24 protein-coding genes and 4 pseudogenes are annotated in these 25130 nt (G+C 66.9%); 10 read left to right on the top strand and 18 right to left on the bottom strand.

All coding sequences use genetic code 11. The features are described from left to right. The first annotated feature begins 610 nt into the window (after window positions 1–610). On the top strand, window positions 611–1747 hold the full coding sequence (locus ACFVTC_RS42010; RefSeq protein WP_390135007.1) for an ATP-binding protein: 1137 nt from the start codon (window positions 611–613) through the stop codon (window positions 1745–1747). Between the two features lie 190 nt (window positions 1748–1937). Further along, window positions 1938–2762 carry an RNA polymerase sigma factor SigF gene (locus ACFVTC_RS42005; RefSeq protein ID WP_390135013.1) on the top strand — a complete coding sequence of 275 codons (825 nt, stop codon included), beginning with the start codon at window positions 1938–1940 and terminating at the stop codon, window positions 2760–2762. A 230-nt stretch (window positions 2763–2992) separates the two neighbouring features. Here ACFVTC_RS42005 and ACFVTC_RS42000 read toward each other — a convergent pair whose 3' ends face one another. The 4 genes from ACFVTC_RS42000 to ACFVTC_RS41985 form a co-directional block, all read right to left on the bottom strand. Further along, entirely contained in the window at window positions 2993–3238 is a 246-nt protein-coding gene (locus tag ACFVTC_RS42000; protein WP_390135005.1) for a hypothetical protein, read from the bottom strand. Further along, the gene (locus ACFVTC_RS41995) at window positions 3235–3612 is read right to left on the bottom strand and encodes a hypothetical protein (protein ID WP_390135003.1); all 378 of its coding nucleotides are present in this window, start codon (window positions 3610–3612) and stop codon (window positions 3235–3237) included. The genes ACFVTC_RS42000 and ACFVTC_RS41995 overlap by 4 nt, the downstream gene beginning before the upstream one ends. 370 nt (window positions 3613–3982) lie before the next feature. Further along, entirely contained in the window at window positions 3983–4543 is a 561-nt protein-coding gene (locus tag ACFVTC_RS41990) for a transposase (RefSeq protein WP_390135001.1), read from the bottom strand. Next, window positions 4540–5016, bottom strand: coding sequence for a helix-turn-helix domain-containing protein (locus ACFVTC_RS41985; RefSeq protein ID WP_390134999.1), 477 nt, complete (start codon window positions 5014–5016; stop codon window positions 4540–4542). Before ACFVTC_RS41985 ends, ACFVTC_RS41990 begins: the two co-directional genes overlap by 4 nt. A gap of 239 nt (window positions 5017–5255) precedes the next feature. Between ACFVTC_RS41985 and ACFVTC_RS41980 the strand changes: the two genes are divergently transcribed. Both ACFVTC_RS41980 and ACFVTC_RS41975 read left to right on the top strand, forming a co-directional pair. Then, window positions 5256–6085 (top strand): IS5 family transposase gene (locus tag ACFVTC_RS41980; protein ID WP_390135011.1). Its coding sequence is split into 2 segments (ribosomal slippage): window positions 5256–5595 and window positions 5595–6085, totalling 831 coding nucleotides; the frame shifts between segments, so codons are not numbered across the junction. Between the two features lie 76 nt (window positions 6086–6161). Next, on the top strand, window positions 6162–6767 hold the full coding sequence (locus tag ACFVTC_RS41975; RefSeq protein ID WP_390134997.1) for an SMI1/KNR4 family protein: 606 nt from the start codon (window positions 6162–6164) through the stop codon (window positions 6765–6767). Between the two features lie 615 nt (window positions 6768–7382). On the opposite strand, the gene ACFVTC_RS41970 is transcribed toward ACFVTC_RS41975, so the two are convergent. Then, window positions 7383–7739, bottom strand: a complete 357-nt coding sequence (locus ACFVTC_RS41970; RefSeq protein ID WP_390134995.1) for an STAS domain-containing protein — start codon at window positions 7737–7739, stop codon at window positions 7383–7385. Window positions 7740–7915: 176 nt separating this feature from the next. Here ACFVTC_RS41970 and ACFVTC_RS41965 point away from each other — a divergent pair, with 176 nt between their 5' ends. Then, window positions 7916–8341 carry an ATP-binding protein gene (locus tag ACFVTC_RS41965; protein ID WP_390134993.1) on the top strand — a complete coding sequence of 142 codons (426 nt, stop codon included), beginning with the start codon at window positions 7916–7918 and terminating at the stop codon, window positions 8339–8341. Between the two features lie 587 nt (window positions 8342–8928). Here ACFVTC_RS41965 and ACFVTC_RS41960 read toward each other — a convergent pair. From ACFVTC_RS41960 to ACFVTC_RS41915, 10 genes and pseudogenes are all read right to left on the bottom strand, one after another. Further along, window positions 8929–9600, bottom strand: a complete 672-nt coding sequence (locus ACFVTC_RS41960; RefSeq protein ID WP_390134991.1) for a nucleotidyl transferase AbiEii/AbiGii toxin family protein — start codon at window positions 9598–9600, stop codon at window positions 8929–8931. After that, window positions 9597–9965 (bottom strand): hypothetical protein, encoded by a 369-nt coding sequence (locus ACFVTC_RS41955; RefSeq protein WP_390134989.1) that lies wholly within the window; start codon window positions 9963–9965, stop codon window positions 9597–9599. Before ACFVTC_RS41955 ends, ACFVTC_RS41960 begins: the two co-directional genes overlap by 4 nt. Before the next feature lie 178 nt (window positions 9966–10143). Next, the gene (locus tag ACFVTC_RS41950; protein WP_390134987.1) at window positions 10144–10512 is read right to left on the bottom strand and encodes an STAS domain-containing protein; all 369 of its coding nucleotides are present in this window, start codon (window positions 10510–10512) and stop codon (window positions 10144–10146) included. Continuing rightward, window positions 10509–11780 (bottom strand): PP2C family protein-serine/threonine phosphatase, encoded by a 1272-nt coding sequence (locus ACFVTC_RS41945; RefSeq protein ID WP_390135009.1) that lies wholly within the window; start codon window positions 11778–11780, stop codon window positions 10509–10511. Before ACFVTC_RS41945 ends, ACFVTC_RS41950 begins: the two co-directional genes overlap by 4 nt. A gap of 513 nt (window positions 11781–12293) precedes the next feature. Further along, window positions 12294–12613: pseudogene (locus ACFVTC_RS41940) on the bottom strand (ornithine decarboxylase); the annotation flags it as partial. Window positions 12614–13287: 674 nt separating this feature from the next. Then, complete coding sequence (locus tag ACFVTC_RS41935; RefSeq protein WP_390134985.1) at window positions 13288–13566, bottom strand: hypothetical protein; 279 nt, start codon at window positions 13564–13566, stop codon at window positions 13288–13290. A 167-nt stretch (window positions 13567–13733) separates the two neighbouring features. Beyond that, a complete protein-coding gene (tal, locus tag ACFVTC_RS41930) occupies window positions 13734–15392 on the bottom strand; it encodes a transaldolase (RefSeq protein ID WP_390134983.1) in 1659 nt (552 codons plus the stop codon). A gap of 610 nt (window positions 15393–16002) precedes the next feature. Further along, window positions 16003–16260: a DUF6479 family protein gene (locus ACFVTC_RS41925; protein ID WP_390134981.1), complete on the bottom strand. Its 258-nt coding sequence runs from the start codon at window positions 16258–16260 to the stop codon at window positions 16003–16005. Window positions 16261–16703: 443 nt separating this feature from the next. Continuing rightward, a complete protein-coding gene (locus ACFVTC_RS41920; protein ID WP_390134980.1) occupies window positions 16704–16889 on the bottom strand; it encodes a hypothetical protein in 186 nt (61 codons plus the stop codon). 183 nt (window positions 16890–17072) lie between these two features. Then, window positions 17073–17715: pseudogene (locus ACFVTC_RS41915) on the bottom strand (IS701 family transposase); the annotation flags it as partial. Between ACFVTC_RS41915 and ACFVTC_RS41910 the strand changes: the two are divergent. Together ACFVTC_RS41910 and ACFVTC_RS41905 are read left to right on the top strand one after the other, a co-directional pair. Beyond that, window positions 17711–17902 (top strand): annotated as a pseudogene (locus ACFVTC_RS41910) (IS701 family transposase); the annotation flags it as partial. The pseudogenes ACFVTC_RS41915 and ACFVTC_RS41910 overlap by 5 nt on opposite strands. 333 nt (window positions 17903–18235) lie before the next feature. Continuing rightward, the gene (locus ACFVTC_RS41905) at window positions 18236–18499 is read left to right on the top strand and encodes a hypothetical protein (protein WP_390135015.1); all 264 of its coding nucleotides are present in this window, start codon (window positions 18236–18238) and stop codon (window positions 18497–18499) included. Between the two features lie 5 nt (window positions 18500–18504). Here ACFVTC_RS41905 and ACFVTC_RS41900 read toward each other — a convergent pair. From ACFVTC_RS41900 to ACFVTC_RS41890, 3 genes and pseudogenes are all read right to left on the bottom strand, one after another. After that, window positions 18505–18924 (bottom strand): annotated as a pseudogene (locus tag ACFVTC_RS41900) (IS5 family transposase); the annotation flags it as partial. 808 nt (window positions 18925–19732) lie between these two features. Further along, window positions 19733–20056, bottom strand: a complete 324-nt coding sequence (locus tag ACFVTC_RS41895; RefSeq protein WP_390134978.1) for a DUF5133 domain-containing protein — start codon at window positions 20054–20056, stop codon at window positions 19733–19735. Window positions 20057–20456: 400 nt separating this feature from the next. Further along, window positions 20457–21716 carry a peptide ligase PGM1-related protein gene (locus ACFVTC_RS41890; protein WP_390134976.1) on the bottom strand — a complete coding sequence of 420 codons (1260 nt, stop codon included), beginning with the start codon at window positions 21714–21716 and terminating at the stop codon, window positions 20457–20459. Between the two features lie 656 nt (window positions 21717–22372). On the opposite strand from ACFVTC_RS41890, the gene ACFVTC_RS41885 reads away from it, so the two are divergent. From ACFVTC_RS41885 to ACFVTC_RS41875, 3 genes are all read left to right on the top strand, one after another. Beyond that, the gene (locus ACFVTC_RS41885; RefSeq protein WP_390134974.1) at window positions 22373–23122 is read left to right on the top strand and encodes a HemK2/MTQ2 family protein methyltransferase; all 750 of its coding nucleotides are present in this window, start codon (window positions 22373–22375) and stop codon (window positions 23120–23122) included. An 88-nt stretch (window positions 23123–23210) separates the two neighbouring features. Further along, window positions 23211–23417 (top strand): CDGSH iron-sulfur domain-containing protein, encoded by a 207-nt coding sequence (locus ACFVTC_RS41880; protein ID WP_390134972.1) that lies wholly within the window; start codon window positions 23211–23213, stop codon window positions 23415–23417. Between the two features lie 63 nt (window positions 23418–23480). Continuing rightward, on the top strand, window positions 23481–24440 hold the full coding sequence (locus ACFVTC_RS41875; RefSeq protein WP_390134970.1) for an iron-containing redox enzyme family protein: 960 nt from the start codon (window positions 23481–23483) through the stop codon (window positions 24438–24440). The last annotated feature ends 690 nt before the right edge of the window (window positions 24441–25130 follow it).

Below are 25130 nucleotides of genomic sequence, written 5' to 3'. Positions count from 1 at the left end.
GTCCTGCAACAACGCTGGCTCCGAAACTCCACCACCGCACCGTCCAACGCACCGCAAGTACACGGTGCTGCCTGGCAGTTCGTGTCTGCCGGGCCTTACTCGATCTCTGCTACGAGAGAAACCATAGCCAGACGATCAGCCAATGTCTACTCCAGCGAGCATAGATTTTGCGGCACGCGAGAGGGAAGTATTCGTCACTCATCCTGTTACACGCCACTGCGCTGAAGATCCGGCGTCCTCCCGCAGACGGACGCAGGCCACCGTCCGGCGTCGCAGGCATGCGGCCAGATGACCGTCCAAGGGGGGACAGGGAACGCGAAGCAGCCAGCCTTCTGGCTCTTCCAGCCGGCCGCCGGACACCCTCTCGTCAGGACCGAAGGCCTACAGCCAGGAGGGCTGCCCGCGTCGGCAAGGCACTGCGGACCACTCACCGACGGGTTGCCGATCCCGGCTGTCGAACGCGATCGACGTCTCCCCTCGGGGCATACGGTCGCCAGCGGAACCGACGGGTTTCCACCGGTACGCCTTGCACTTTGGAGTTAGCGATGAACGCAAGCCGCATCAGAGTGAACGGTTTCACCGGCGCGCAGCGCACCGCCGGGTGCACGCCGTGAGCGGTCTGCTGCTGGAGAGCGAGGATGTGGCGTGGTTCCGCGACGACCTCACCGGTACCCGGCTGGCTGCTTCCCGGCTGGCCGAACGGATCGGGCTGGACCGGCACCGGAGCGGCGAGATCACCCTGGCGATGTCCGAAGCCGCCTCCAACCTGACCAAGCACGCTGTCGCCGGGGCGATCCTGCTGCGGGTCGTACGGACCGCGCAGCGCGCCGGGATCGAATTCCTGGCTCTTGACGACGGACCGGGAATCGCGGACGTGTCCACCGCGATGCGCGACGGCTACTCAAGCGTCGGCACCATGGGCGTCGGCCTGGGCGTGATCGCCCGGCTCGCAGACACTTTCGATCTGCACTCCGTACCCGGACAAGGGACCGTGATGCTGGCCCGGTTCTGGCCGCGAAGCACTCCGCCGCTCCCCACGGACTCCAGCGGCGCACGGACAAAATCCGTGGTCGAGGGCGTGACCAGGACCATCAGTGGCGGACAGGAGTGCGGGGACGGCTGGGCGACGCGCTGGGACAGCACCGCAGCATCCACGCCGCGCCACACACCGGCGGACGTCCATGGCCGTGCCCTGGAACCGACCGGGCCCGGGCACGACAGGCCCGCGGTCGGCCCCGGTGCCCGGCGGGCTGTGCTGGTCATGCTCTGCGACGGGCTGGGCCACGGCCCTGTGGCCTGGAGGGCCGCGCAGGCCGCGATCGACGCCTTCCACACGAGCACGGCCGGAGCACCCGAAGAGGTCATGACGGACATCCACCATGCGCTGGCCGCCACGCGCGGCGCCGCGGTCGCCGTGTCACGCATCGAGCCTGGCCAGGGGCGAGTGCTGTTCTGCGGAGTGGGCAACATAGCCGCCGTAGTCGTGACAGCAACGTCCAGGAGCAGCCTGCCCTCGGTGCCGGGTGTCGCCGGACACCAGATTCGCACTCTGCGCACCGTCACCAGCATGCTGCCCGCAGGCAGCGCGCTGGTCATGCATTCCGACGGTCTGAGCGAACGATGGAACGCCCAGGCGCTTCCCGGCCTCCTCGAGCACTCCCCCGGCGTGATCGCGGGCCACCTCCTGCGCAGCGCCGGCAAGTACCACGACGACGTTGCGATCGCCGTCGCCAAAGGGCTGTGGTGAGCCGTCCGCGACAGGAGCTCGATAACTCGATGAGAGGCCGGCATACAGAGTTGGCCCCTGCCCAGGCCCAGCACTGGGTCCGCTCTAAAATTACCTGGCATGCATTTTTCGAACCCGGGTACACCGTCTGTCGCCGCGGTGCATGGGGCCGGCGGCTGGAGACTGGATCACACAGGAGGGGCCAGACATGATGGTGACGGAGACGGCAGAGGCACGAACCGTGGTGCTGCCCGAGATTGCCGACCCTTCCAAGGTCTCCCCCAAGGACGCCCGGCAGCTGTCGAAGCTGTTCTTCGACCAGCTCGCCGTCCTCGAAGAAGGCACAGGCGAGTACCAGTACGTGCGCGACACCCTCATCGAGATGAACATCACCCTCGTCCAGTACGCGGCCTCCCGCTTCCGCAGCCGCAGCAGCGACGAGATGGAGGACATCGTCCAGGTCGGCACGATCGGACTGATCAAGGCCATCGACCGGTTCGAGCTCACCCGCGAGGTGGAGTTCACGTCTTTCGCCGTGCCGTACATCGTCGGTGAGATCAAGCGCTTCTTCCGCGACACCACCTGGGCGGTCCACGTCCCACGCCGCCTGCAGGAAGCACGCGTCCAGCTGGCCAAGGCCACCGAGGAACTCCGCAGCCGGCTCGGCCGCATGCCCACCGTCAAAGAACTCTCCCAGCTGATGAGCCTCAGCGAGGACGAGGTCGACGAAGCACGACTCGCCGCCAACGGCTACACCTCCTCCTCCCTCGACGCCACCAGCGACGGAGAAGCCGCACTCGCCGACTTCATCGGCACCGACGACCACGCCCTCGAACTCGTCGAAGACTTCCACGCCCTCGCCCCCCTGATCGCCCAGCTCGACGACCGCGAACGCCGCATCATCCACATGCGGTTCGTCGACGAACTCACCCAGGCCCAGATCGGCGAACACCTCGGCATCTCCCAGATGCACGTCTCCCGCCTCCTCAACCGCACCCTCGCCAAGCTCCGCGAAGGCATGCTCACCACCCAGTGACGCCTGCGCGCTCACCATCACCAGCGTCACGATGAGCTGCGACTCTCGCTGTGAACGCAGGACGTACGTCTGTCACCGCGCACGTGGACGGCGGGCCGGGATGTCCGCCCGCCTCGCCGACCACGCACGCCGCCGTCGGTTTGGTGGCTCATCTGTCCGCCGGCTGTCTTCGGGACCGGAGCAGGGCTGCGTCGTTTAGCGCAACTGTCGCCGCCTCTGACCATCGCCCCTCAGCCGTCGACTTCCCGCGGCACGCGCTCCACTCGGCTCCGGTGGTCCTTCCACCACGCTTGATCCCCTGGCGGCATGTTGTCCTTGCCCTGCAAATACCCGCCGGATCCGTCGATGAGCTCTCGCACGATGTCCGAGTGGCCAGCATCCTGCTGAGTTTGGTCATCGTGGAGATGGATGAAGCCGGGGCGGCAGTCGCGGACCGCTTCGTTCAGGGTCCAGACCGCCGCCTGCGCCTGCTTCACGTCCCGGCTCCGTTCGATGGTCCCTGTGCTTCGGCTGCTGCCGCTCTCACCCGCTGGGGTAGCCCGCCACGGGCCGCGAACCGGTACGCGATGGCGCGCCGAAGCTCCCGCTCGTCCTCGCTGACGCCGCCGGGTCGGAGCGGGAACACCGCAGCCTCGTAGAGGGTGACCGCGTGCAGGATCATGTGCGCGGTCGCCTCCCCCTCCGCGTCGCCCTGCGTGAGGCTGCGTAGGGTCTCCCGCGTGTGCAGGCTGCACAGCAGGACCGTGGTTTTCACGATCACGAGGAACAGACCAACGCCCAGGACCAGCCCGACGCCCAGGCCCCACCACGCATACACCAGGAATCCCGTACCGGCACCTATCCCCGTCACGCACAGACCCGACAGCCCGCCCGCCATGTAGAGGAGCGAGCCTGGTGGGAGGGGGACTTCATATCCAGGATTATCCCCTCCCGGCCGTGACGTGGTGATCCATCACCTCGTTGGGAAGGGCAGCGCCAGATTCGTCTCCACCGAGGCGCGCAAGTCGGGCCCCGGTTCCTGGGCCGACCCCGGGGCCCGGCTCACCACCGGTCGGAGCTCGCGGCGTGGTGCGGCACGAAGCACAACGGACGGACTGCGCATGGCCGAGGCGCGTGGAGTTGGCAGGGTGCCCCGGCCGAATGGCGTCAGGCGGCACGAGCCGTCGATAAGGGGGCTCGGTCCGGCTCCGCTGCGCACAGGCTCGCTAGTGCTGGATTCCTCAAACTCTGTACATATACCGGCGTCGTAGTCGTCGGGTTGGGGGTGCGGGTCTGCCCCAAATCCATGGCTTTGCGCGGGAGTTGAGTTGGCTGGTCGCGAGGGTGGTGGCGTAGGCGATGTCGTCGGGGTCGGCGAAGGACCGGCCGGCGAGGGCGGCTTTGCGGAAGATGCGCCACCAGCCTTCTCGGAGGTTGAGCCAGCAGGCTCCGACGGGGATGAACGCGTGGTGGATGCGGGGGTGGTCCTCGAGCCAGGTCCGGGTGGACAGGCTGTTGTGGGAGGACAGGTTGTCGGTGACGATCCAGATCTGGCCGGTCGGGTTGGCGTCCTCGACCTGTTGCAGGAACTGCTGGTAGAAGACGCTGTTGCGGGAGGACGCGGTCATGGTGAGGGCTTGGCCGTCGGCCGGCCGTAGGCCGCCGTAGACCCAGGTCTTCTCCGGTCCGCGGCTGTAGTCGAGCTCCGCTTTGATCCGGTGCCCGTCGGGTGACCAGCCGGGTGCGGGCGGGAACGTTCGCGGGATCACCGGCCCCAGCTCGTCGGCGCAGATCACCGTCACGTCGTCGGGCGGGCGGGTGTAGAGGCCGATGGTCCTTGTCCTTTTGGGACGAAGTCCAGGTCCTTCGACCGCATCCACGACCGGGTGCGGCGCCACCGCACCCCCTCGGCGAGCAGGATGCGCCGTACCTGCGAGCGGCCCACCTCGATCCCTTCCGCCCGTGCTGCCGCGGCCAGAGAATCCAGCGTCCACTCGGCCGGCCCGGACTCGTCGAAGGCCCACAGTTCCCCGACGGGCTCCCACCGCAGCCGCCCCGGCGGCACAGTCTTGACCAGCGAGATGACCCGGGAGCGTTCCTGCTCGGTGATCCGCCGCTTGCGGCCCTGCCCACCCAGATCCTCCAGCCCCTGCAAGCCCGAGCGGTTGAAGCGGTGCAGCCGGCAGCGGACTGTCTTCTGGCTGCAGCCCAGCTCCACAGCGATCGCCGGCACCCGCAGCCCCGACCAACTCAGCTCGATCATCCGGGCTCGCATCACCACATCCCGCGGCGCCTTCCGCGCCCGCGACAGGCGGCGAACCACAGCCCGCTCATCCTCGTCATGTTCCGGCCGTGCCCATAACACCATCGCCCAGCACCCGCCCCGAGCACCCGCAACTACCCCGCCACCAGGACATATACCCAGCCAAAGAGGAATCCAGCACTAGGGCGTGTCTCTTTGATGGGCTGGTCAGTTGATCGGATGTATCTGTCCGATTAGTGATCACTGATGCGATGTGGGTCCGGATCGAGCCGCTGATGCCGGCCGATCCGGTCCGCGGGCGGCGATGGGCCGATCACCGTCGCACCTTGGAGGCCATCGCGTGGAAGTACCGCACCTGCTCGCCCTGGCGCGATCTGCCGGACGAGCTCGGATCGTTCCAGACCGCTCACAAGCGACTGATCAGGTGGGCCGTGGACGGCACCTGGGAACGAATCCTCGCCGCAGTTCTGGCAGGGGCCGATGAGAGTGACGACATCGGCTGGACCGTGTCGGTGGACTCCACCGTCTGCCGGGCCCATCAGCACGCCGCTGGAGCGCGGAAAAGGGGGCTTCGAACCGCGCGGAACCAGACGATCACGGGCTCGGACGCTCTCGCGGTGGCTTGAGCACGAAGATTCATCTCGCCAGTGACAGCCTTGCACGTCCTTTGGCCTTCCGCATCACCGGCGGCCAAGCGGGCGATGCACCGGTCTTCGAGGCCGTGATGGCCAGCATCCGCGTTCCGCGGAACGGACGCGGGAGACCGAGAACCCGCCCAGAGGTCGTTCTGGCGGATCGCGCATATTCGTCCCGTGCGATCCGTAGGCAGCTACGCCGGCGCGGGATCCGTGCCGTCATTCCGCAGCCGTCCGGTCAGGTTGGTCATCGTCTGCGGCGAGGTCGCGCAGGCGGTCGCCCGCCGGCCTTCGACACCGAGGCGTACAAGCAGCGCAACGCAGTCGCACGATGCATCAACCGGCTCAAGCAGTGGCGTGGTCTGGCACTGCGGACAGACAAACTCGCCATCGCTTACCAGGCCGCACTCCACCTCGCAGCCATCCTCATGTGGACAAGACACTAACGACTCCGACCCCACGTGCCGATGTTCGGCCGGATATCGTGCACCAGCACGAGGAGCCAGGAGGACAGGTGGACAGGTGGACAGCCGAACCGAAATAGAGGCGCTGCAGCAGATCCTGCACCACGAATGGGGTGCGGACGAACAAGTGGACTGGACGGCAGTTGAAGCCCACCTGAGCAGTCCTCTCCCTGCCGACTACCGCGACTTCATGGCTGTCTACGGTGGCGGCTGCATCGATGACCTGATCGTCCTCCCGCCTCTGCCGACCGGGAACGGTTGGCAGGCATCGATCGCCGGTCACACAGCCGGCTTCCGCGAGCTGTGGACCACGGAGGGCGGAGCACCCGGGGTTGAACTGGGTGCTGATCGAGTGTTGCCCTGGGGCAGCGGATGCAACGCAAACGAACTCGGTTGGCTGATGACCGGGCCGAACCCCGACCAGTGGCCTGTGGTCGTCTGGAGAAGGCACGGTAACCCGCACTGGGCCCTGTTCGACTGCGGTATGGCCGAGTTTCTACGGCGCCTCATGACTGCTGAATTCGACGCGTGCCCGCTGAGCGATCTCTCGCTGTGGGGACGAGTGGGTACCTTCGTCCATCACGAGGAGCAGGAACGCCGCTTCCACGCGGGCCTGGACCCGATGACTGGCGAACCAGACCCCTACGCGGGCATGTTCGACTGACAGTCAGCATCTTCATCAAAGAGACAGATCGTAGTCGTCCCTCGTTCCTGACGCGGCGCCTGGGCAGCAGGGAGCAGGCGGCTTGCCCGCAGTCCGGCAAGCGACACGCCGAGGAAGGTTCGTTGGTCGTTTCGGATCGTCCGGCGAGCAGGAGGTAATGAGCCGATCTCACCCGCCCGTAACGCGGAGCAGTCGGGTCTGGCGGCCCCGGCTCGTCCGGAGTGCGGAGGTCGCCGGCCGACGCGCCACCGAAAACAGGCCGGACGGGTCCGATCCCTCTCTGTACTCTCGCGTCCTCCACTTTCCTTCTTCTTTTCTTCCTGCCAGTGGATACGGAAGTCCAGAGAGGGATGCCGGACTCACCGCGCTGCCCCGACCACGTCCGTGACCTGCAGCAGCCCCGTGCAACGTGCCGGGGGAACGGGCAGTTGCTGGCGGGGTGGTTGCCCCCGTCCGGGGCAGGGACCACCCCGCCTGCCGTCCGGGAAATGAGGGGCTCGGCGTGTCTGTCGCCCCCGGTAGTCGTTGATCAGATCACGCACGCAGGTACCCAGCACTGCCGCTGTGCGCACTGAGGGCCCGGGCTCCTCCCTGACTCCGGTCTCTCAGCTGTGCTCAGTCGGCGAGGGCCTGACTGAGCGTCAGGTAGCAGGTGAGGACCGTGTCGAGGCGGACGATCTCCACGACCCGCTGCACCGACTCGGACATGGCCGCCAGCCGCAACCAGCCGCCGGCCTCCCCCGCGGTGTTGTTCGCGACGACCAGGATGCTGATGGCGGTGGAGTCCATGAAGGTCACCGCGCTGAGATCGAGCACGAACCGCGCCGGTGCGTCGGCATCGACATGGAGGGCCTGGCGGAGCTGGTCGGCGTTATCGTGGTCGATCTCTCCGCCCACGACCAGGATCCGGATACCAGCGGTGGTGGTCTGGGTGATCGACAGCGGGATGGGCTGCTCGAGTGTGTCCTGCATGACTGCCACCTGCCCTTCCATACTCCATTGCATTCAGCACAACTCCCGTACAGGGACCGCTCGAAGCACACGTTTCTACGAGAGCCCCCTGTGCGTGTGTGAACCACGGGTAACGTGCCCAGCCGGGGTACGCGGTGCCTACAGGGAAACCGAGCGAGAAACGGAAGCGGGCGCGTATGGACGACTCAGCCACGAGCGCTGGCAGTGCCGCCAAGCTCACGCTGGAGGCCGACGGCTCCCGTGTCGCGCATGCCCGTCATCTCGCTGCCACCTTTCTCACCACGGTGGCAGCCGGCGGCATCGCGGTAACCACGGCCACGGTACAGATCGTCCAGCTGATCGTCAGCGAACTCGTCACCAACGCCCGCAAGCACGCTCCCGGGCCGGCGCGATTGCACCTGCGCGCAGCCGGCCCCCTGTTGCGGGTCGAAATCCACGACAGCAACCCCGTGGCGCCGACCGCCAAGGCCCCGGATCCCACCCGCGTCGGACAGCACGGCCTTGAGATCGTCACCGCCCTCTCCCGCACCGTCACCGTGGAGCAGACACTGGACGGCAAACGCATTACGGCCGACGTCGTCCTCCACCCCGCCGCCGCGTAGCCGAACCGATATTCTGTGCCCCTCCGGCCAGCCGCCCCTGCCACGCATCCAGCCCGGCACCGGAAGTAGCGGGCGGACCACGGCCCACTCCTCGTCCGGCGGGTAGCGAGGCTGCCGCGTCCCGTTGTCGGTCGCGTTTCCGAATCGGTGAGCCAGGCAGTCACACTCCCTGGTGACCGGACCGGACTGCCCGGCCATCGGCACGCATGACTGCTGTACCAGGGCCGCGTCGCGCGCACACGCTCGAGGTCTGACCGCGCTCCGACCAGGCCCTGGCATGCGTGACGCCCGGCTTCGTCCTCGACGACGAGCCTCTTGCAACGCGCGCTGGCTCGATCTCGAAGCATGTCGGTGACGGGTTCCCTGACGGGCTTCAACAACCTGTGCGGCCGGATGCCCATGCGGACCAGCGGTCTGCGGACGCACGCTGATCGACTGGCAATCATATCTACCGACCTCGTAAGACAGCCGACTGCGTCGACGTCGGCGGTCGGCATCGACGAGGCCACCGTGTTCGAGACGAAGTACCCATGGCGAGGCGAAGCCCGGTCCGCAGCTCCTCCACCGAGAGTGATTTCCCTGGGCTCTCACAGCTCGCCCGGATTGTCCTCGGCGTAGAGGCGGGCGTCAAGATCGGCTGCCCAGGCGAGGGCCCAGGCGCGCAGGTCTGCCAGTTGACCGGGGTTGAGGCCGTAGTCGGTGAAGTCCTTGTCGTCCCACCATTCCGCGCCGTTGAGGCGGTCACGCAGGTCCTGGAGGCTGAACTCGAAACGTGCGTGGCGGCGGCCGAGCGTTTCGAGGTCGGCGGTGGTGCGGTGCCGGGAGGCAGCGTGGACGTCGATGAGGTCGCGAACGGCGCCGCGGTCCGCGAGGGCGCGGACCTTGGTGCCGATCACGTCGTCGAAGGCCAGCACCGGTCCGTATTCGGTCTGCTCGGGCGGACTCCAGAATGCCTCTTTGAGGACGTCCACCTCGCATTCCTCCCCCGACTGCGGGTCGGTTGCGATGAGACGACCAGACAGGGCGCCGGTCTCGATCTGGCGGACGCTCCAGCCACGAGTGACCAAGCCCTCGCTGACCACGGCGACGATCTCGGCGATCGAGGCGGGACTTTCGGTGGCTACGTCGAGGTCCTGGCTGAGGCGGTCGACCAGACCGTGTGCCTGAACGGCATGGCCTCCTGTGATCACCAAGGGATACGGAGTGCCGATCGCGAGCACATCGGCAAGGAGCCGACGATGCAGGTCGGTCAGGTTCACGCGGCGTGCACGCTCCGGCCGGCGGCCAGCTCAGGGAAGGCAGCTTCCCAGGCTTCCCGCAACGGCCGACTGATCAGGGTGCGCAGCACCGGCCACTGCCTCAGCAACAGCTCCCGGTTCAGGAAGGCGACCAAGTCCTGGCACTGCCCTTCGGCCAGGACCGTTCGGTAGAGGCCCATCCGCGAGCGCGGCTGCTCCAGGTCGTAAGAACGGCGTCCTGACCAGGCCACATGCAGGGGCAGGTCGACCGAGCCGCGGGCGGGGCCCGTCAGATCCTGGAGGCGTGCGGGCAGTCGCTTGGCGTACTGCTCGCGGAGCAGCTCGAACGCGTTTGGCACCGGGGAACGAGAGGAGCTGTGATCCATGGCCCCGATTATCGCCTGGCCGACCGGGCCGGTCACGTCTGACGCTGAATCCGCCCGGCCGACATTCGGCTCTTCCCCCGCCCGTGTCAGCAGCCCCGGCATATGTCACCGCATTGTCCTCATCGCGACAGCTGCCGGAGGGCTCGTGCCGCCGTGCCCAAAATGTCCGCACGGGCAGTCAGGACGTGGGCGGGGCACCCGGAGCGGGAGGGGCCTGCAAGGCTTCGGCCAGAGTGGTGTAGATGGCGAACACGGTTGCGGCGCCAGTGATGGTGAGCAGACGCATCATCTGCCGGGGCGGTGCGGCCAGGATGAGCCGGCCGCCGACGTCCTGGGCACGGCGGCGCAGGCGCAGGAGGGTGTTGAGGCCCGAGGAGTCGCAGAACGTGACGTCGGTGAGGTCCAGGATCACAGTGCGGTCGGTGAGGACCTCGTTCACGGCGTGCTCCAGGACGGAGGCGGTGGCCAGGCCCATGTCCCCGGTGACTTTGAGGGCGGAGGGCCGGCCACGGGTGGCGGCCGTATCGATGGGCAGGACGGAGATCATCCCTGGCTGCTCCCGTTCTTCGTGGTGACGGCTGGGGTGGCCGCAGGTGAATCGCTCGGCAGCAGTCCGGTCAGGGCCGCCGCCGGTTCCGTGTCATCGACGACGGGGCCCAGCCATTCACACATCAGTACGGTGGCATCGTCCTGGAGGTGGCCGTCGTGGTAGTCGAGGACGGCCCGGATGAGGCGGCGCAGGGTTTCGGGCACGGGCAGGCCGTCTGCGGCCTGGCGGATGAGGAAGTCCGTGAAGCGTTCGATACCGAACTCGCTGTCGTCGGCGCCGCGGGCCTCAGTGATGCCGTCGGTGTAGAGGACGATGCGGTCGCCCGGTTCCAGCTGTTCGAAGCAGACAGTGCTGGGCAGCCCCAGGTCGGTGCCCATCGGATGGGCCGGCGGGCACCGCAGATGGCTGCTCCAGCGGTTTCCGCGGATGACCACGGGCGGGTGGTGGCCACGGTTGACCCAGCTCAGCACACCGGTGCGCGTATCAAGAGTGGCGAGGACGCCGGTGACATAGCGGCGCTGGCCGTACTGCTCGATCAGGGCAGCTTCCACGGCCTCGCCCTTGGCGGCAAGGCCCTGGCCCCCGCGGCGGGCCTGACGGCAGGCCCCCAGGGCCAGGGCTCCACACAGCCCCGCTGCGCTGTCGTGGCCCATCGCATCGAAAACCGTCAGGTGCACCAGAGGACCGTCGAGGGCGTACTCATACACGTCGCCGCTGATCCGGTACGCCGGCTCCAGCGACGCCGAGATCACCACTCGCCCGTCCGCATATGTACTCGGCGGCATCAGGTTCCACGCCATCTCGGCCCCGATGGTCAGCGGCTCGGTCCGCATCAGCCGGGCCAGCGTGTCGCTGGACGTCCGTTTGGCGACGATCAGCAGTGCCAGGAGCGCGGCGAGGCGGTCGGCGTCCTCGCGGGCACGGGCGTCGTCGTACACAGAGCGCAGGCGCAGCACGCCCAGGCGTTCGGTGCCGTCCACAATGGGAAGCCACCAATCGATGTCTGCCGCCTCGTTCACGGAAGTGGAGGCGAGCCAGCCGTACTGATACGCCCGCCCGGGGGTGGTGCCCTCGATCCGGATGACTTCTGCCGCGCCCTGCCGGGCTCCGTTCGGGTCGGTCAGCAGGTGCAATCCCATGCGCTCCAGATCCGCCACGTAGATGAGCAGGTCGGTGAAACCCGCGGCCCGGGCGTGCTCGCGGGCCTTCTCCGGCAGCGCGTCGAGGGGCATCAGATGGCTGGCGTTCAGCAGGCCTGCGAGCATCTCCCGCCCACCCGCCTCCCGGTCCACATCCACGGTTCCTCACTCCCTCTGCTGCATAAACGGGCGGGTTCCCCGTCGTACACGGTCCTTACTTCGACCGCAGCACAGGAGAACCGGGAGCGCCAACGCATGAGCGAGGGTTTTGGTGACAACGGGGGCTGCTGGTGGGGCGGGGGCTGGTTCGGGTCCGGCAGTCTCGGGCTCGCCGGAGTTGTGCGTAACCGGGGTTGGCGGGCCGGGGGCGCTCGTGCTCCTGCATGACGAAGAAAGGGGCGCCCGCACGGCCAGGGAGCTCTGTGCTGTGCCGCGGGGCAGAGGCAACTGCGTGACGGCAGCCACGTCGCTACGGGGGCGGGCAGCCTTGCGCCCGGAGAGTCCACCCGTCGGGTGAACCTCTGCTTCGGGCGAAGCCCTGCGTTGCTGACGAGGAAGAGGGGTACTCGGTGCATCTCACGCTCCCGCCCTCGCGACGGGATGCCGCTCCTCCGCTGTCTCGGAGCCGGCTGCCGGTGCAGATCACCACAAGCATGGCGGCCTTGATCGAGAGGGCACTGCCACAGGTGAAGACAAACGTGTGTTCGGCGTGACTCGGCCATGAGGCCCTCGGCCCGCTCCAGAACACCGTCCCGTGCCAGCCGGTCGTCCAGACCGCCATTGGCGAGGACGTCGCCGAAGCAAACGGCGTCCCCGAGTACCGCTCGCGCTCGCGGGTCCGCGCCACGAGCCTGTTTGTAGCCAGGGGGCGCGAATCCCAGCTCGTCGAGCTCGTGATAGCGGGCAAGGGCATCGAGGGCTGGCGCTTCATCGTGGTCCTCGCTGCAGGCAGGGCTCAGTACGGGGGCGCCGTGCGCGGCCTGCTCGAGGGGGAGGCGGCCGCGCACGGCGTGGGGACGCCCCGTTGCTGTGCAGTGCGTGGCAGGGCATCCATGAGCATCGTGACACCGACTGTGGATCCGCGCCGCCTTGATCGTGGCGGCGGTGTGGCCGCCGCAGTGTGCGCGGGATCTGCCGGGTTACGGCGTGCCCGTGCGGTCTGCTGCCAGCAGGCCGCCCACGGCGCCCAGTTGGTCCGTGTCGCCTCCGAGTACGCGTGCGAAGGTCTCGAGGACTGCCTCGTGGGGCACGTGGACACGGGGTCACCGAGGACTGAGGCAACGGCGCTGGTACTCCTGCTCTTGACGACCCGTCGGCGGCGGTGGTCCGGCAGGCGACCGCTGCCCTATTACCGTGGGTCGACCACAGGGCTGATGGAGCGCGGTCTCGTCGATGAAGGCGACGATGCCCACCCCGATAAGGAATCCTGACCCAGACAGTGCGCTCGACGGGGTTTGTCCGGGGGCAGCTGACGGTGCGGTCCGCTGGCGAGGGCTCCTCCCCGCTGAGGCTGCTCTGCGCGGCGACAGCGCAAGCCCTGGCCCGATCAACGAGGTCCTGTATCGGCTTCCCTGCCAGTCCTCTGCCTAGTACTCCGCACCGAGAAAGTTAGGGACGGTCGCCGGTGCCGCCCTCAGTGGGGTCTGCGGTCTGCTGATGGACGCAGGGTCTGGATCGTGTCGTGGATGCTGTCGCGAGCGGCGGCGGCCACCGACTCGGGGGTGATGCCGAACTCGGTGTAGAGGCGCTGGTAGTCGGCGGAGGCGCCGTAGTGCTCCAGGCTGACGATGCGTCCCGCGTCTCCGGCGACGTCCCGCCAGCCCTTGCCGACCGCAGCCTCGACGCTGACCCGGACGCGCACGGCCGGCGGCAGGACGTCGTCCCGGTAGTCCTGAGGCTGGGCGGCGAACATTCCCGGCACGGCATCGACACCGCCCGCACCGCCAGGCCCTCAGCAGTCAGCAGTTCGCGGGCGTCTCCAGGGCGATCTGCGCCTCGGAGCAGGTGGGCGCCTGGACCCTCACCTGCTAAGGGGCAGGTGAGGGTCCTCGCGGCCGCTGGACGGTGCCCACGACCGAATCAATCAGCGCGTGGGGCGGCAGAGGGGTCGAGCGCTCGGGTGGCTGCCGCGGCCCGCAGCTCCTCCAGGGCCGTGCTCTGGCGTTCGGCCCGTTCCACCAGGGTGTCCAGTTTCGCCGCGTCCAAGCGCCGGTCCGTTTCGGCCAGGGCGCGTAGGGTGCGCCAGCACGCTGCCTTCCCCTGGACACCCAGGAGCATCGCTTCTGCTTCCAGGACGTCGCTGAGCGGGGAGCGGGAGAAGAGGTGGCCGTTGGTCTTCAGGCGGCCGACCTTCTCTGCAACCCAGCCCAGAGCGGCCTTGGTCCGGTCGGCAGACACGTCCAGGTCGGCCATGATCTGGGCCAGCGCGTCGCGGTCCTTCTCGACCTGACGGGCCAGGTCCGTCAGGACTGCTTCTTCGTCCTCACCCTTCTTGGCCCCGGCGGCCCGCTGAAAGAGCTCCAGGCCACCGGTCGCACCCGTGTAATGATCGTTGAGGTAGACCGCGAGCAGGCTGGCGCTTTCGGAACCACCGTCCCCGGACCCGGCCTCCGGACCGGTGCCGGAGCGCATTTCGTCGTCCACCGAAGCCCCGAGCTCCGCCCAACTGGCCTCGAACTTCTTCAGCCCCTCGCGCTCCAGGGCGTCGGTCACGTCTGCGAAGTCAACGCCTGCATCCTTCAACGACGCCAGGTGGGATGCCGCTGCGGCGTAGTCCTCGACGCTCAGCGTGTGGGCGGGCACAGTGCCGTGGTCGGCAAACGCGGTCAGCGTGGTGGCAGGCATAGTGTTGACCGTGCCCGCGATGACCAGGTCGCTGACGTACATCGTGTCCGGGTAGTCCGGATTCTTCACGCCGGTGGACGCCCACAGAGGTCGCTGCACGTTGGCCCCGGCAGCAGCTAGGCGCTGCCAGCGCGGCTCGGCCACCACCCGCTCGTACGCCTGGTACGCCAGCCGGGCGTTGGCGACCGCGGCCTTGCCCTTGAGTGCCTGGGCGTGCGGGCTGTCCAGGGCGTCGAGGCGGCGGTCGACCTCGGTATCGACGCGCGAGACGAAGAACGAGGCGACCGAATGGATGCCCGACAGGTCGAGCCCCGCCTCCAGGGCCTGCTCCAGACCGGCCTGGTAGGCGTCCATCACCTCCCGGTACCGGTCCAGGGAGAAGATCAGCGTGACGTTGACGCTGATGCCCCGGGCGATGGCGGCAGTGATCGCCGTCAGTCCCTCCCGGGTCGCCGGAACCTTCACGAACAGGTTCGGCTCGGCCACCGTCTCCCACAGCGTGACCGCCTGCCTGGTCGTGGCCCGGGCATCACGGGCAAGCCGCGGGTCGACCTCGATCGAGACACGCCCGTCCACCCCGCCGCTGCTCCGGTACACCTCCCGGAATGCACGACAGCCCTCGCGCACGTCATCGGTGGTCAACACGAAGACCGCGTCGTCGACCTGCGCCCCCTGAGCACCGAGGCGCGCCAGCTGGTCGTTGTAGCGATCGCCCTTGGAAAGCGCCGAGGCAAAGATCGTGGGATTGGTGGTGACCCCGACCACGTGCTTGTCGGCGATCAGCTCCTTCAGCTCCCCGCCGGCCAGCAGCTCGCGGGAAAGGTCGTCCAGCCACACCGACACCCCCGCGGCGGACAATTCGGCGAGCGGATCGGACGAAGCAGAAACAGACACGGGAAAACCTCCAAGGTGGAGCGGCGCCGCCGCCCAGACCCACGTCTGTACGCACTAAAGACGCTGCCCGTCCGGCGAACGACCTTGTGGCAGCGGCATCCGCTACCTTGCGTGTCTCCGCTTTCGCCCGCCTCACTCGCGGGCTAGTCGGACTATGGCGAGGTCGTCGACGAGTGCAGGCCCGCTCGAAGTTCCCCGCCTCCGCACCCAGCTCATACCGTCGTCAGCGCACAGAGCCGCTCGCCCTGCCTGCACCACAAGATGCAGCTACCCGAGTCCGAGAAGAAGGTTCGCCGTCCCCTGCGGGGCCCTCCATATCTCCGCGCTTGCCGCCAAGGATCGTCGACAGCAGGGCTGGGCGCATAAAACGAGACTTACGGCACGATGGCTGGTCTCATCGTCTTCCTGGTGGGGTGATGGATCAGCAACCTGGCGAGAGTGTTGGGTTCCCGGAGATACTCGACCTGCCCGAGCGACCGCATCGGCTCCGGCTGTGGTGGGGCCCGTCACGATTCGCACCCCGGGGACCATCCGTGGAAGGGGGGAGGGGCGGCTGTAGCGGGGTCTGGTCGAGCTGCCCAGGACTGTGTGCGCGCGTGGGTGCAGTGCGTCAGCGGTGAGGATGCCCTTGTTCAGGGTCGTCCTCCGGTGTGCTCCATCCTTCGCCGCGTTGTGCGGGGTCTGCCAGATCGCGGCGTGCCTGAGCGGTTTGCGGCGAAGGCGTCGACACGCGGCGTCGGGCAGAGTGCCGGGTGCCGATGAAGAACCCGATGAGCAGGACAACGACAACAGCGATACCCGCCACCATCAACCACAGCGCGCCGCCATACGGAGCGGCGGCCACCACGTTCAGCGTTTCGGCGTTCATGACCTCCGTGTACCCCTAGGCGGGCAGTCTCTCGCTGTGATGAGCCCGTGTATTGGTGAAGCCGAGTGAACGACCATCTCCGGCAGCCTGAGCGGAAAGCGGGCGGACGTGTGTCCCCGGGCTGGTGCTCGCCGACACGGGTGCGATGGAGCGGCCGGACCGCTTGCCGCGCCAGCCCGTTACTACCTAGGCGGCAAGCACGGGTGTCCGCGGACCGCGCCGGTACCGCGCGCGGCTCTCCGCGGGAGGAATCATGGGAGTTTCCTCTCCGCAGAACACGGTTCGCGTGATGACCGTGGTCGTCCTCGTCGCGGTTGCGGAAACGGCCCGCGAATCGTTGCGCCAGCGGCAGTCAGAGGGACACCAGCTCGACCCAGACCGCCTTCCGCTCCGTCCCCTCCCCGGGAATCGGCCAATCCGCTGGTAGTCGGGCGCGAGCACGGTCACCGGCAGCCCGTCCCGCCAGGCGGCACCACCGACCCCGGTACCGGTGAGGGCACCGTTTCCTGCTCCGCCTCGGTCACGGCAGTCGTCTCCGAGGCGGACAAGGCCAGGGCCTCGACCAGTTCCTCCCGCGCGATCACCCGCCGATCCAGCTCGATCTCCGCGGCCTCCAACACCTCAGCCAACCACGCGGCTTCCTCCCGCAGGCCCTCCACCCGTACCCGGGCAGCTGCCTGCCGCCTCCTCCAGCATTCACAGCACCGACGCCACCGTGCACCCCTCGGTCATGAAGCAGATACAAGACGTCCGCATGCCTCCCTCACCCTGAGCAAAACCATGCCTACTACTCCAGTTGTAGATCGCGATCTTCATGTCTGGGCGGCTTGCCGCTGGTAGTGGCTGGCCTGGGATCGGGCCTGGTGGCGGCGTCGCCAGTGGAACCAATCAAGCCAGTGAACCGTGCCGCGGACGGGCCGGACGACGAGCGCGATGAACAGGCGCTGGATCTCCTTGCAGGTAAGGGGTATCAGTCCGTCCGGATTCGGGTACCGCGTGTTCGTCGGCGCGCACGACGGTGAGGAAGGCGTGGGCGAGCATCGCGAGGGTGACCTAGCGGTGCCAGGACGTCCAACGTCTGATCAACCCCTTGCCGGACTGGAAGGTCTCCTCGACGGTCCATCTACGGCCGGCGACGCGCACCAGGGTGGACAGCGGCGCCGGGGCGGCTGAGTAGCAGCGGTAGAAGGCGAGTTCTCCCGTGTGTCGGCTGCGGCGGACGAGCAACTGGTGGTGGCCAGGCCGGTCGTCGGCGAGGTCGACGAGGGCCCAGTCGTAGAAGCGGTGCCCCTTGGCTCCGGCGCCGGCGGAGAGTTTCTGCCAGGCTCTCCGCGGCAGCTTCCTGATCAGGGCTTCGGCGCGGAACGTGCCCGCGCGGGTGATGATCTGGTGGTCACGGGCTACGGCGAGTACGTAGCCGACCTGCCGTTTCTCCAGGGCGGTGCGCAGGTACGGGTACCGCGAGCTCAAGCACGGCCTGGGCCCGGACCACTCCGAAGGCCGCTCCTGGCCCGGCTGGCACCACCACGTCACCCTCGTGACCGCCGCCCAAGCCTTCCTCACCGAACAGCGCCTCGCCCCAAAAGCACCGCACCCAGCATCACCCTCTACCAGATCCTCGACGCTCTCCAAGACACCCTGAGGTGCTGGACCGGGATCTGCACCAGCTGCCGGCAACCCCTCCCCACCAAAGCCCGCACGACAACAAGATCAAGAAAGACCTAACGGAGTCCTACTAACTGATCGTTTCAGAATGAGGTCGCAAGGCAGCGAAGGCGTATAGGGCGCCGTCGGCTGCGGCGAGGCCTTATCAGGTCTTCCTCATACAGGTCCGTCTCGCGGCCTGACCCACGACGGCCATGCAGCCGTACAGGCTTGCCCGGCCAGCCTAGGCACCGTGCATAGTGTGCTCATGGATCAATTCGTGGGTCAGGGCCGCCTCTAATGGTGGGCCAATCAGTCGACTTGCCTTGAGATGTACGACATCGACATCACCGTTGCTGTCGACGCGGTCGGCCAGTGGTGGGCAACCGGTCGGCATGCCAACGCCCTTGACACGACCCAACGCGAGGGCTGGGACTTCCTCATGGAGATGGATCCCCACTTCTCCATTGCGTTTCCCGGCGAGGACCGCGGAGGGATCATGGTACGAGTCGTCGAGGCAGGGGATGGAACCCTCACGCTCACGGAGGCACCTGACTGGGACGGCTCCGCGAGCGTCACCTTCGACCTCACCTGAGTGCGGCGGCGAAGACATATGAGGCTGCAGGCCAGTTCGAGCAGGCCCTGGTGGAGATCCGCGCGTCGTTCGTAGCGGATGCGGAGCCGCTTGAACTGGTGCAGCCAGGCGAAGGCGCGCTCGGCCACCCAGCGCACCTTGCCCAGCCCGGAGCCGTGCGCGACGCCGCGTCGGGCAATCATCGGCTTGATGCCGCGCTTCCACAGCAGACGGCGGTACTTGTCGAAGTCGTGGCCCCGATCGGCGTACAGGCGCCGGGGCTTGCGGCGGGGACGGCCTCGTAGACCTCGAATCGCTGGGACTGCGTCCAGCAGTGGCAGGAGCTGGGTGACGTCGTGGCGGTTCCCGCCAGTGAGCGTGACAGCGAGCGGGGTGCCATGGCGGTCGACGATCAGATGGTGTTTGGAGCCGGGACGGGCACGGTCGACGTCAGTGACGACCGCCCTGGTGTTGACCGCCACCCTTGCCGGCCTGGCCGCCATGACCGGCCTGGCCATGGTGACTGTTCTGGCCCTGGTGGCTGGGCTGGCCGCCGGTCCGGGCACTCCGCCGAACTGTCTCGCACGGCTTTGCGGTGGCTGCTCTCTTGCGACAACCAGGACGCGTGCGGCAGATCGGACCCCCGGTACCGCAGCGGAAGCTGGTTGCAGCGCCCAGTCTGTAGGCTTTCACATCGAGAGCGCCGGTGCTGCAGCGGCGAGGTCCCGCCCGGCAGGCGGCGCATTCACCTGATTGCCGCATCTCGAGGGCCCCGTCCCGTGACGATATAGCGACGGTACACCCCCTGATACAGGGAGCTGGGAGGCGAAAATCTTCTCCTTCGTGGCCGTCGAATCCGCCGAGGACACATCTTGGGACCTGACGTGCGCACAGGGACTGATGCTGTCCCGCGTCATCGGGGAACTGTGCACGCGGGGAATAATCACCTCAGACGGCGCCGAGCCGTTGGGCCCGGGCGATCGGACGTGCAGCCCTAAACGATTCGCCCGGTGCGTGCGGTGAAGCTCTGGCGCGTCAGGTTTGCCGACAAGACGGTATCCAGGGGCGGACCACCCCTGGGCGGGATGAAGCTACCTGCCGCTCAAACAGCGATCGCCCTACATAAGCAACCGCCGCAGGAATCACCAAAGCCTTGCGCTTCGCCCCTGCCGAACCGGCCCAGCCTTCCTTTGTACCAATCAGCCTGGCAAGCGGCCGAAGGAGCTGAACGATTCGCCGCCCCCAGCAGCGGGGTTACACGATGAGACCGGCTGCAGGGCGCAGGCCGTCAGGCAGCCTCTCCCCGTCCTCGGGGCACGAGGGGACCGCGGATGGTGGCGGACCAGCGGGAACTGTCCGACGCTGCAGGACTGGCCCCGCGACGGATCCGCAACCGACAGCCGACTCTGCCAGGTATGACTGAGCGACGGTGAGAGCGTCAGTGATTTCTCGGGTGCCAGTTGATACACACAGCGTGTAGGCGAGGTCTGCGAGCCGCTGGCTCGAGGAAGCACCATGCTCGGCGGTGAGGGCTTCGTATTCGGTGACGAGCTGGCGCAGGGTAGTGGGAAGAGGCATGAGCACAGGAAAACTCCTTGTTTCGCACCTCGGGACTCGTGACCTACAGGCCCCACCGGTAAGCAGCAACCCATGGGTTCGAGGCGAGGAGACGGACGGCTCAACGCCGCAGGCATGGGGCGCTGGATGCCAGACAACGTCATTACCCCAGCGCTTCGTTGCGCACTTGCTGGCAGCTACGGGTAATGAGCTGGGAGACGTGCATCTGAGAGAGGCCTAGCGAGAGGCTGCTGAAGCTCTCTGGGGCCTCCAGCCCCGAAAGTCGCATCCAAGATGCAGGCACCCGAAGCCTCTGGTGGATACGGTTCTCTCGGTCGAAAATCATTAATCGGGGGCTACACCCGTTTGTCAGGCCACTTACCCTACAAGGCATGCCAGGAGCCGGACGACGCTTTTGCGATCAAGTCTGGACGAATCCGAGAACCGCTGCCAATGCAGTCTCCTGCTCACGCACGCCCTCGGCACTCGCACCAATCACTACGTATCGCCAACTGCGGCCATCGCGGGAGGGCCCTCCATACAACACAACTCCTCCACCGGATTCCGGCTCGAAGCCGAGGCGATGAGCCAGGAGGCGCGCCAATGCCTCGTCGAAGCAGAGCGCTTCACTTGTTCGTCCCGTGCCCATGGACCAGGCAGGTTGTGTTAGGGCCGTGCCTGCCGTCAGCCGAGAAACCATCTCGTGCGGAGTCGTGGTGGCAGTCCGGCGGACATTACTCTCACTCGCATAAACAGTGCCTCCTGTACTGACCAGCGCATCCAGACCAAATGGCCCCATATAGCCGTGCTCGGCAAGGTAAGCGCCTAACTGAAGCCCCCATCGCTCCAACTCCTCCACCGCGTGCAAAACAGGCGACGTAAGCGGCGAAAGATATCCAGTAAAGGAACCCAGTTGCACCCGCATAGTTCCGCTGAACAGAACACGGGTACCCGAAGCGAGATTCTCCAGCTGCACACTGACAGACGCAGACAGGTCCACGCACTCTTCCACAACCCAGGAACCAGTCGGGCCGCCTACCGCATCCAGTTCGAGTGCTGTCCCAGCTTCCAATTCCCGCCGCGAGACAAAGCACATTCCATGCCCGCCAGCAGAGCGATCAGGCTTGACTACTGCGCGTTCGTGATGCTCTAAGACATTCCGCACGACTCCTGGGACCTCACTGCGCCGGCACGCACGGCCTTCTGGCAACCGTATCCCCAACTCATCAGCCACCTGCCGAAATCCGGACTTCGTGTTCAGCCGCTTGGCCACCTCGACTGCGGCTGCGGCGTCCTCAACCGTGGCGTAGGACCGGATGACAAAACCCATCTCCCGAGCGAAGTCGACCGCCGACACATCCAACGCCGTCGGCAACAGCACGGCATCCGATTGACCGGCAAGGCCCAGGAGCTCCGTGGACCCGGCTTTTCGGACAGCATCAGCTAGGGGTACCGCCTCTACCCAGGGAACCTCAATGATCGTGACTCTGTCCGGCGGCACACCGGTAAGCCCGTGCACGTACTGCACAAACCCGCGGCTGACAGGAACCGGGCTGACCAGCACGTCGCCAACCCTCAAGAGCCACGCCTCGCGCGGCGCCTGCTGCGCCCATTGCACCAACTGCTCTTCCTCATCAAGATCTACAGCAAGATCCGAGAAGAGGTTCGCAAAGATAATCAAATTCCGACCCCTCGTAGAACCACCCGTCACCACTGCTCAATAATTGAAAGGCTCGCTAACGTTTAACGAGACCGCACCATTGCCACCGAACTGTGCAGATGGCTGACCGAGTACCCGCCGCATCCAGGAACCCACCTTGGCCGCTGCTCAGATGCCGCCACAACGTAGGTGAATGAAACAAGCGGTGGGCGTGGCAGGTACGGCCGGGGCCCACGCAGCAAGCAGCAAATTTCCTGCAAAATATCTAAACCATGATGGATGGCTGATTCCGGACCCCTAACTGCCAGAGTTCGCCACACGGAAACGTGACTGCAGGCCAACTAGGGCCTCAACGACTACCCGTCCCCTCGTCGAGCCTCGCACCTTCGGTCGACAGCACGTACGCTGGGTGCCCCTCCACCTCCCCCGCAAACGGTGCGGCCGCCACGACGTCCAAGATCTCTCCGTTTGGCGCCGGACAGGATTTTCCCGAAGCCGGTAGCGCAACCGAAGCTCCACTTTGCGGGTGAGAGAGTCAGAGGATTGGGTACTCGATGGGCATGATCCGCAATCAGGGTTTTTGAAACCGCGGCGCATTCCGGCGTGGCGTTTGATGGCGACCGCGCGTGACAACCCGCGACTTATCGTTGTTGCGGGGATCCTGCCCCATCCAGACCATGATCTCGCGAGACCGCGTCAGCTCTCACGCACCGTACATTCGAGACCCGGAGGCCGCTGTGCCTAATACGGCTGTTCCCCAGCATCCAGGTCGTTTCAATCCGTTGTGGGCATTGCCTGGTGTCTATCGCCCGCAAGCCGACACGCACATGCTCGCTGATGCACTGGCAGAGGAGCATCTTCGCTTCGCTGCCGAAGTGCTCGATATCGGCACCGGTACGGGTGCGGTAGCGCTCTGCGCTGCGCGCAGGGGAGCGAGAGTCACTGCCGTGGACGTGTCCTGGCGAGCAGTGATCACTGCTCGCATGAACGCCACCCACCAACGCGTACCGCTGCATATCCTGCACGGCGACTTCGCAGCTCGTACTAGAGGCCGCCGCTATGACATCGTTTTGGCTAATCCCCCTTACGTCCCCTCGCCGAGCCATCGACTGCCAGCGTCCGGCCCCTCCCGCGCCTGGGACGCCGGGTCCGACGGCCGAGTCGTCGTCGACCGCATCTGCGCAAGCTCCCCGGACCTACTGCGTCCCTCGGGCGTACTGCTCATGGTGCACTCTGCACTGTGCGGGCCCGAGCGCACACTGAAACGACTGGCACAGGCGGGCCTGCCTGCACAGGTGATAGCCAATGCCTTCGTGCCGTGGGGACCAGTTCTGCGCTCGAGGCGAGGCTGGCTTCACAGCCAGGGACTGGCAGGCGCAGGCGAAGAACGCGAAGAGCTGGTGATGATCCGTGCCCAAGCCCTGTGACGGTACTACCGGCGCAAGCACTTCCCCATGTCGACGAGTGACTGTAGACCCGCAGGGGCCTGTCCTCGTCGAAGGACCGGTAGAAATCATGCTGGATGACGGCACGGTCGTCCGCTCAGACCGGTTCATGGTGGCCATCTGTGTATGTCGTCGCAGCCGGACCTACCCCTGGTGCGACACCAGCCACCGACCACGTGAAAAGCACTCATCGGACATCACGCCCGATCATCAGGTCCCAGACGTCCACACCCCCTCCTCAAAGAGGGCGACGGAGCACGACAGGAGCTGCGCATGACTGCCCCCGGTCCCGTCATGCCCCCCCGCCACCAGCCCCCGACTGGTCGAAGGGCGGGGCGACTTGTCGGAAGCGGTGGTGACCTCCCTGCGCACGGGTAGCTCCCCCGCGTTCGCGCCGAGCATGATGAACGACGCCGATCCCTGGGGCGAAGATCTTCAACTGGCGCTATATCTCTTGTACGAATTGCACTACCGAGGCTTCGACGAAGTCGACGACGACTGCGAATGGGATCCCGACCTGCTGCGCCTACGCCGCCGCCTCGAGACCCGCTTCCTGGACGCCCTGCAGACCGCTCTGCCTGATAGCCCTCGGACCGTAGCAAAAGCATTTGCCCCCGTGCTGGTCGAGCCCGTCGACCTCTCCGGCAGCCTCAGCCACCGGCTCGAAACGACCGGCGAACTCTGGCAACTGCGCGAGTACGCCGCATTGCGCTCGCTCTACCACCTCAAAGAAGCGGACCCGCACGCCTGGGTCATCCCCCGCCTTACCGGCCGGTCCAAGGCCGCGATGGTCGCCATCGAGTACGACGAGTTCGGCGCCGGCCGCGCCGATCGCATCCACGCGCGTCTCTACGCCGACCTCATGACAGACCTCGGCCTCGATCCCACCTACGGCCGCTACCTGGACCGGGCGCCCGCCGCGCTCCTCGCAACCGTCAACCTGATGTCGCTGTTCGGCCTGCACCGCGCGCTGCGCGGCGCCCTCGTCGGCCACTTCGCCTGCGTCGAGGTTACCTCCTCCCCCGGCTCCCGCCGCCTCGCCAAGGCGATGCGCCGATGCGGGGCGGGACCGGCAGCCGAGCACTTCTACGCCGAGCACGTCGAGGCCGACGCCGTCCACGAACAGATCGTCCGCCACGAGGTCATCGGGGGCCTCCTGACCGACGAACCGGACCTGGAGGAAGACATCGCCTTCGGCTGCGCGGCGACCCTTCTGCTAGAAGACGGACTCGCCACCCACATCCACACCTCCTGGGAACACAAACGCTCCGCCCTGCGAACTCCCCTGCCATCTTGCTGATCATCCACACCGTGGTTCCGGCCCCTGATCGAGAGCCACACGACCCCGATCAGCCAATTCCTTCGCCGGCAGGCCCGACGACCACACCGATTCCCCGACGCGACAGCGTTCTTCGCGGACGCTTTCGAAGAGACGCCTTGAGATGTAGCAGCACATCAAGTACGGATCAGGCTGTGACTGTCCCACGCGCACAAACAAGCGCTCGGTCCTTGGCTGTTGCCCTGCGTCCTCCGAGCCGCCACCGCGGCCTTCGTGTGCGTGCTCATTCGTCTCGGCGGCACGCTGACCAGTCGCGGGGGCCCGGCAAGACCGTCCGCGCCCTGAAACTGCCGCTCACCCTCATCGACATCCACAGAGGCGGCGATCCCATCCGGTCCGCATCCCGCTCAACCGGCGGGACACCGAGCACCAAACCCTGGACCAGGTTGTTCCAGCAACACCTCACGGAAACGGCGGGCTGACAATCATTTCGACCGCTAGGGCGCATATGAACGTGCTGCCCACGTCCGTCTCGGACGAGCAGCGCAGAACGGACCAGCCCCTGAACGGGGCTGCGCGTCCTTGTGTCGACGCTCCTCACGGGAGGTGGACGCTAACGAGTTGGTGCGTGATAGCGCGTGGGCCGTGCTTGTCCTGCTCATGGCGCCCGTCAGGTGGTGATGCTGCGGTCGGATACCAAGGTGGCGATGG

The organism is Streptomyces sp. NPDC057950 (genome assembly GCF_042887295.1).
Classification (GTDB): Bacteria; Actinomycetota; Actinomycetes; order Streptomycetales; family Streptomycetaceae; genus Streptomyces; species Streptomyces kaempferi.
The sequence above is the reverse complement of the archived record's forward strand: the minus strand, read 5'-3'. Positions and strand labels throughout refer to the sequence as shown.

Coding starts and splice junctions, on each gene's coding strand:
- ACFVTC_RS41925 (WP_390134981.1), bottom strand. CDS start 16,260: ATGAACGCCGAAACGCTGAACGTGGTGGCCGCCGCTCCGTATGGCGGC.
- ACFVTC_RS41955 (WP_390134989.1), bottom strand. CDS start 9,965: ATGGATCACAGCTCCTCTCGTTCCCCGGTGCCAAACGCGTTCGAGCTG.
- ACFVTC_RS41945 (WP_390135009.1), bottom strand. CDS start 11,780: ATGCTCGCAGGCCTGCTGAACGCCAGCCATCTGATGCCCCTCGACGCG.
- ACFVTC_RS41950 (WP_390134987.1), bottom strand. CDS start 10,512: ATGATCTCCGTCCTGCCCATCGATACGGCCGCCACCCGTGGCCGGCCC.
- ACFVTC_RS41905 (WP_390135015.1), top strand. CDS start 18,236: ATGTACGACATCGACATCACCGTTGCTGTCGACGCGGTCGGCCAGTGG.
- ACFVTC_RS41965 (WP_390134993.1), top strand. CDS start 7,916: ATGGACGACTCAGCCACGAGCGCTGGCAGTGCCGCCAAGCTCACGCTG.
- ACFVTC_RS41985 (WP_390134999.1), bottom strand. CDS start 5,016: ATGCGAGCCCGGATGATCGAGCTGAGTTGGTCGGGGCTGCGGGTGCCG.
- ACFVTC_RS41935 (WP_390134985.1), bottom strand. CDS start 13,566: ATGTTCGCCGCCCAGCCTCAGGACTACCGGGACGACGTCCTGCCGCCG.
- ACFVTC_RS42005 (WP_390135013.1), top strand. CDS start 1,938: ATGGTGACGGAGACGGCAGAGGCACGAACCGTGGTGCTGCCCGAGATT.
- ACFVTC_RS41970 (WP_390134995.1), bottom strand. CDS start 7,739: ATGCAGGACACACTCGAGCAGCCCATCCCGCTGTCGATCACCCAGACC.
- ACFVTC_RS41880 (WP_390134972.1), top strand. CDS start 23,211: ATGCTGGATGACGGCACGGTCGTCCGCTCAGACCGGTTCATGGTGGCC.
- ACFVTC_RS41885 (WP_390134974.1), top strand. CDS start 22,373: ATGATCTCGCGAGACCGCGTCAGCTCTCACGCACCGTACATTCGAGAC.
- ACFVTC_RS41895 (WP_390134978.1), bottom strand. CDS start 20,056: ATGCCTCTTCCCACTACCCTGCGCCAGCTCGTCACCGAATACGAAGCC.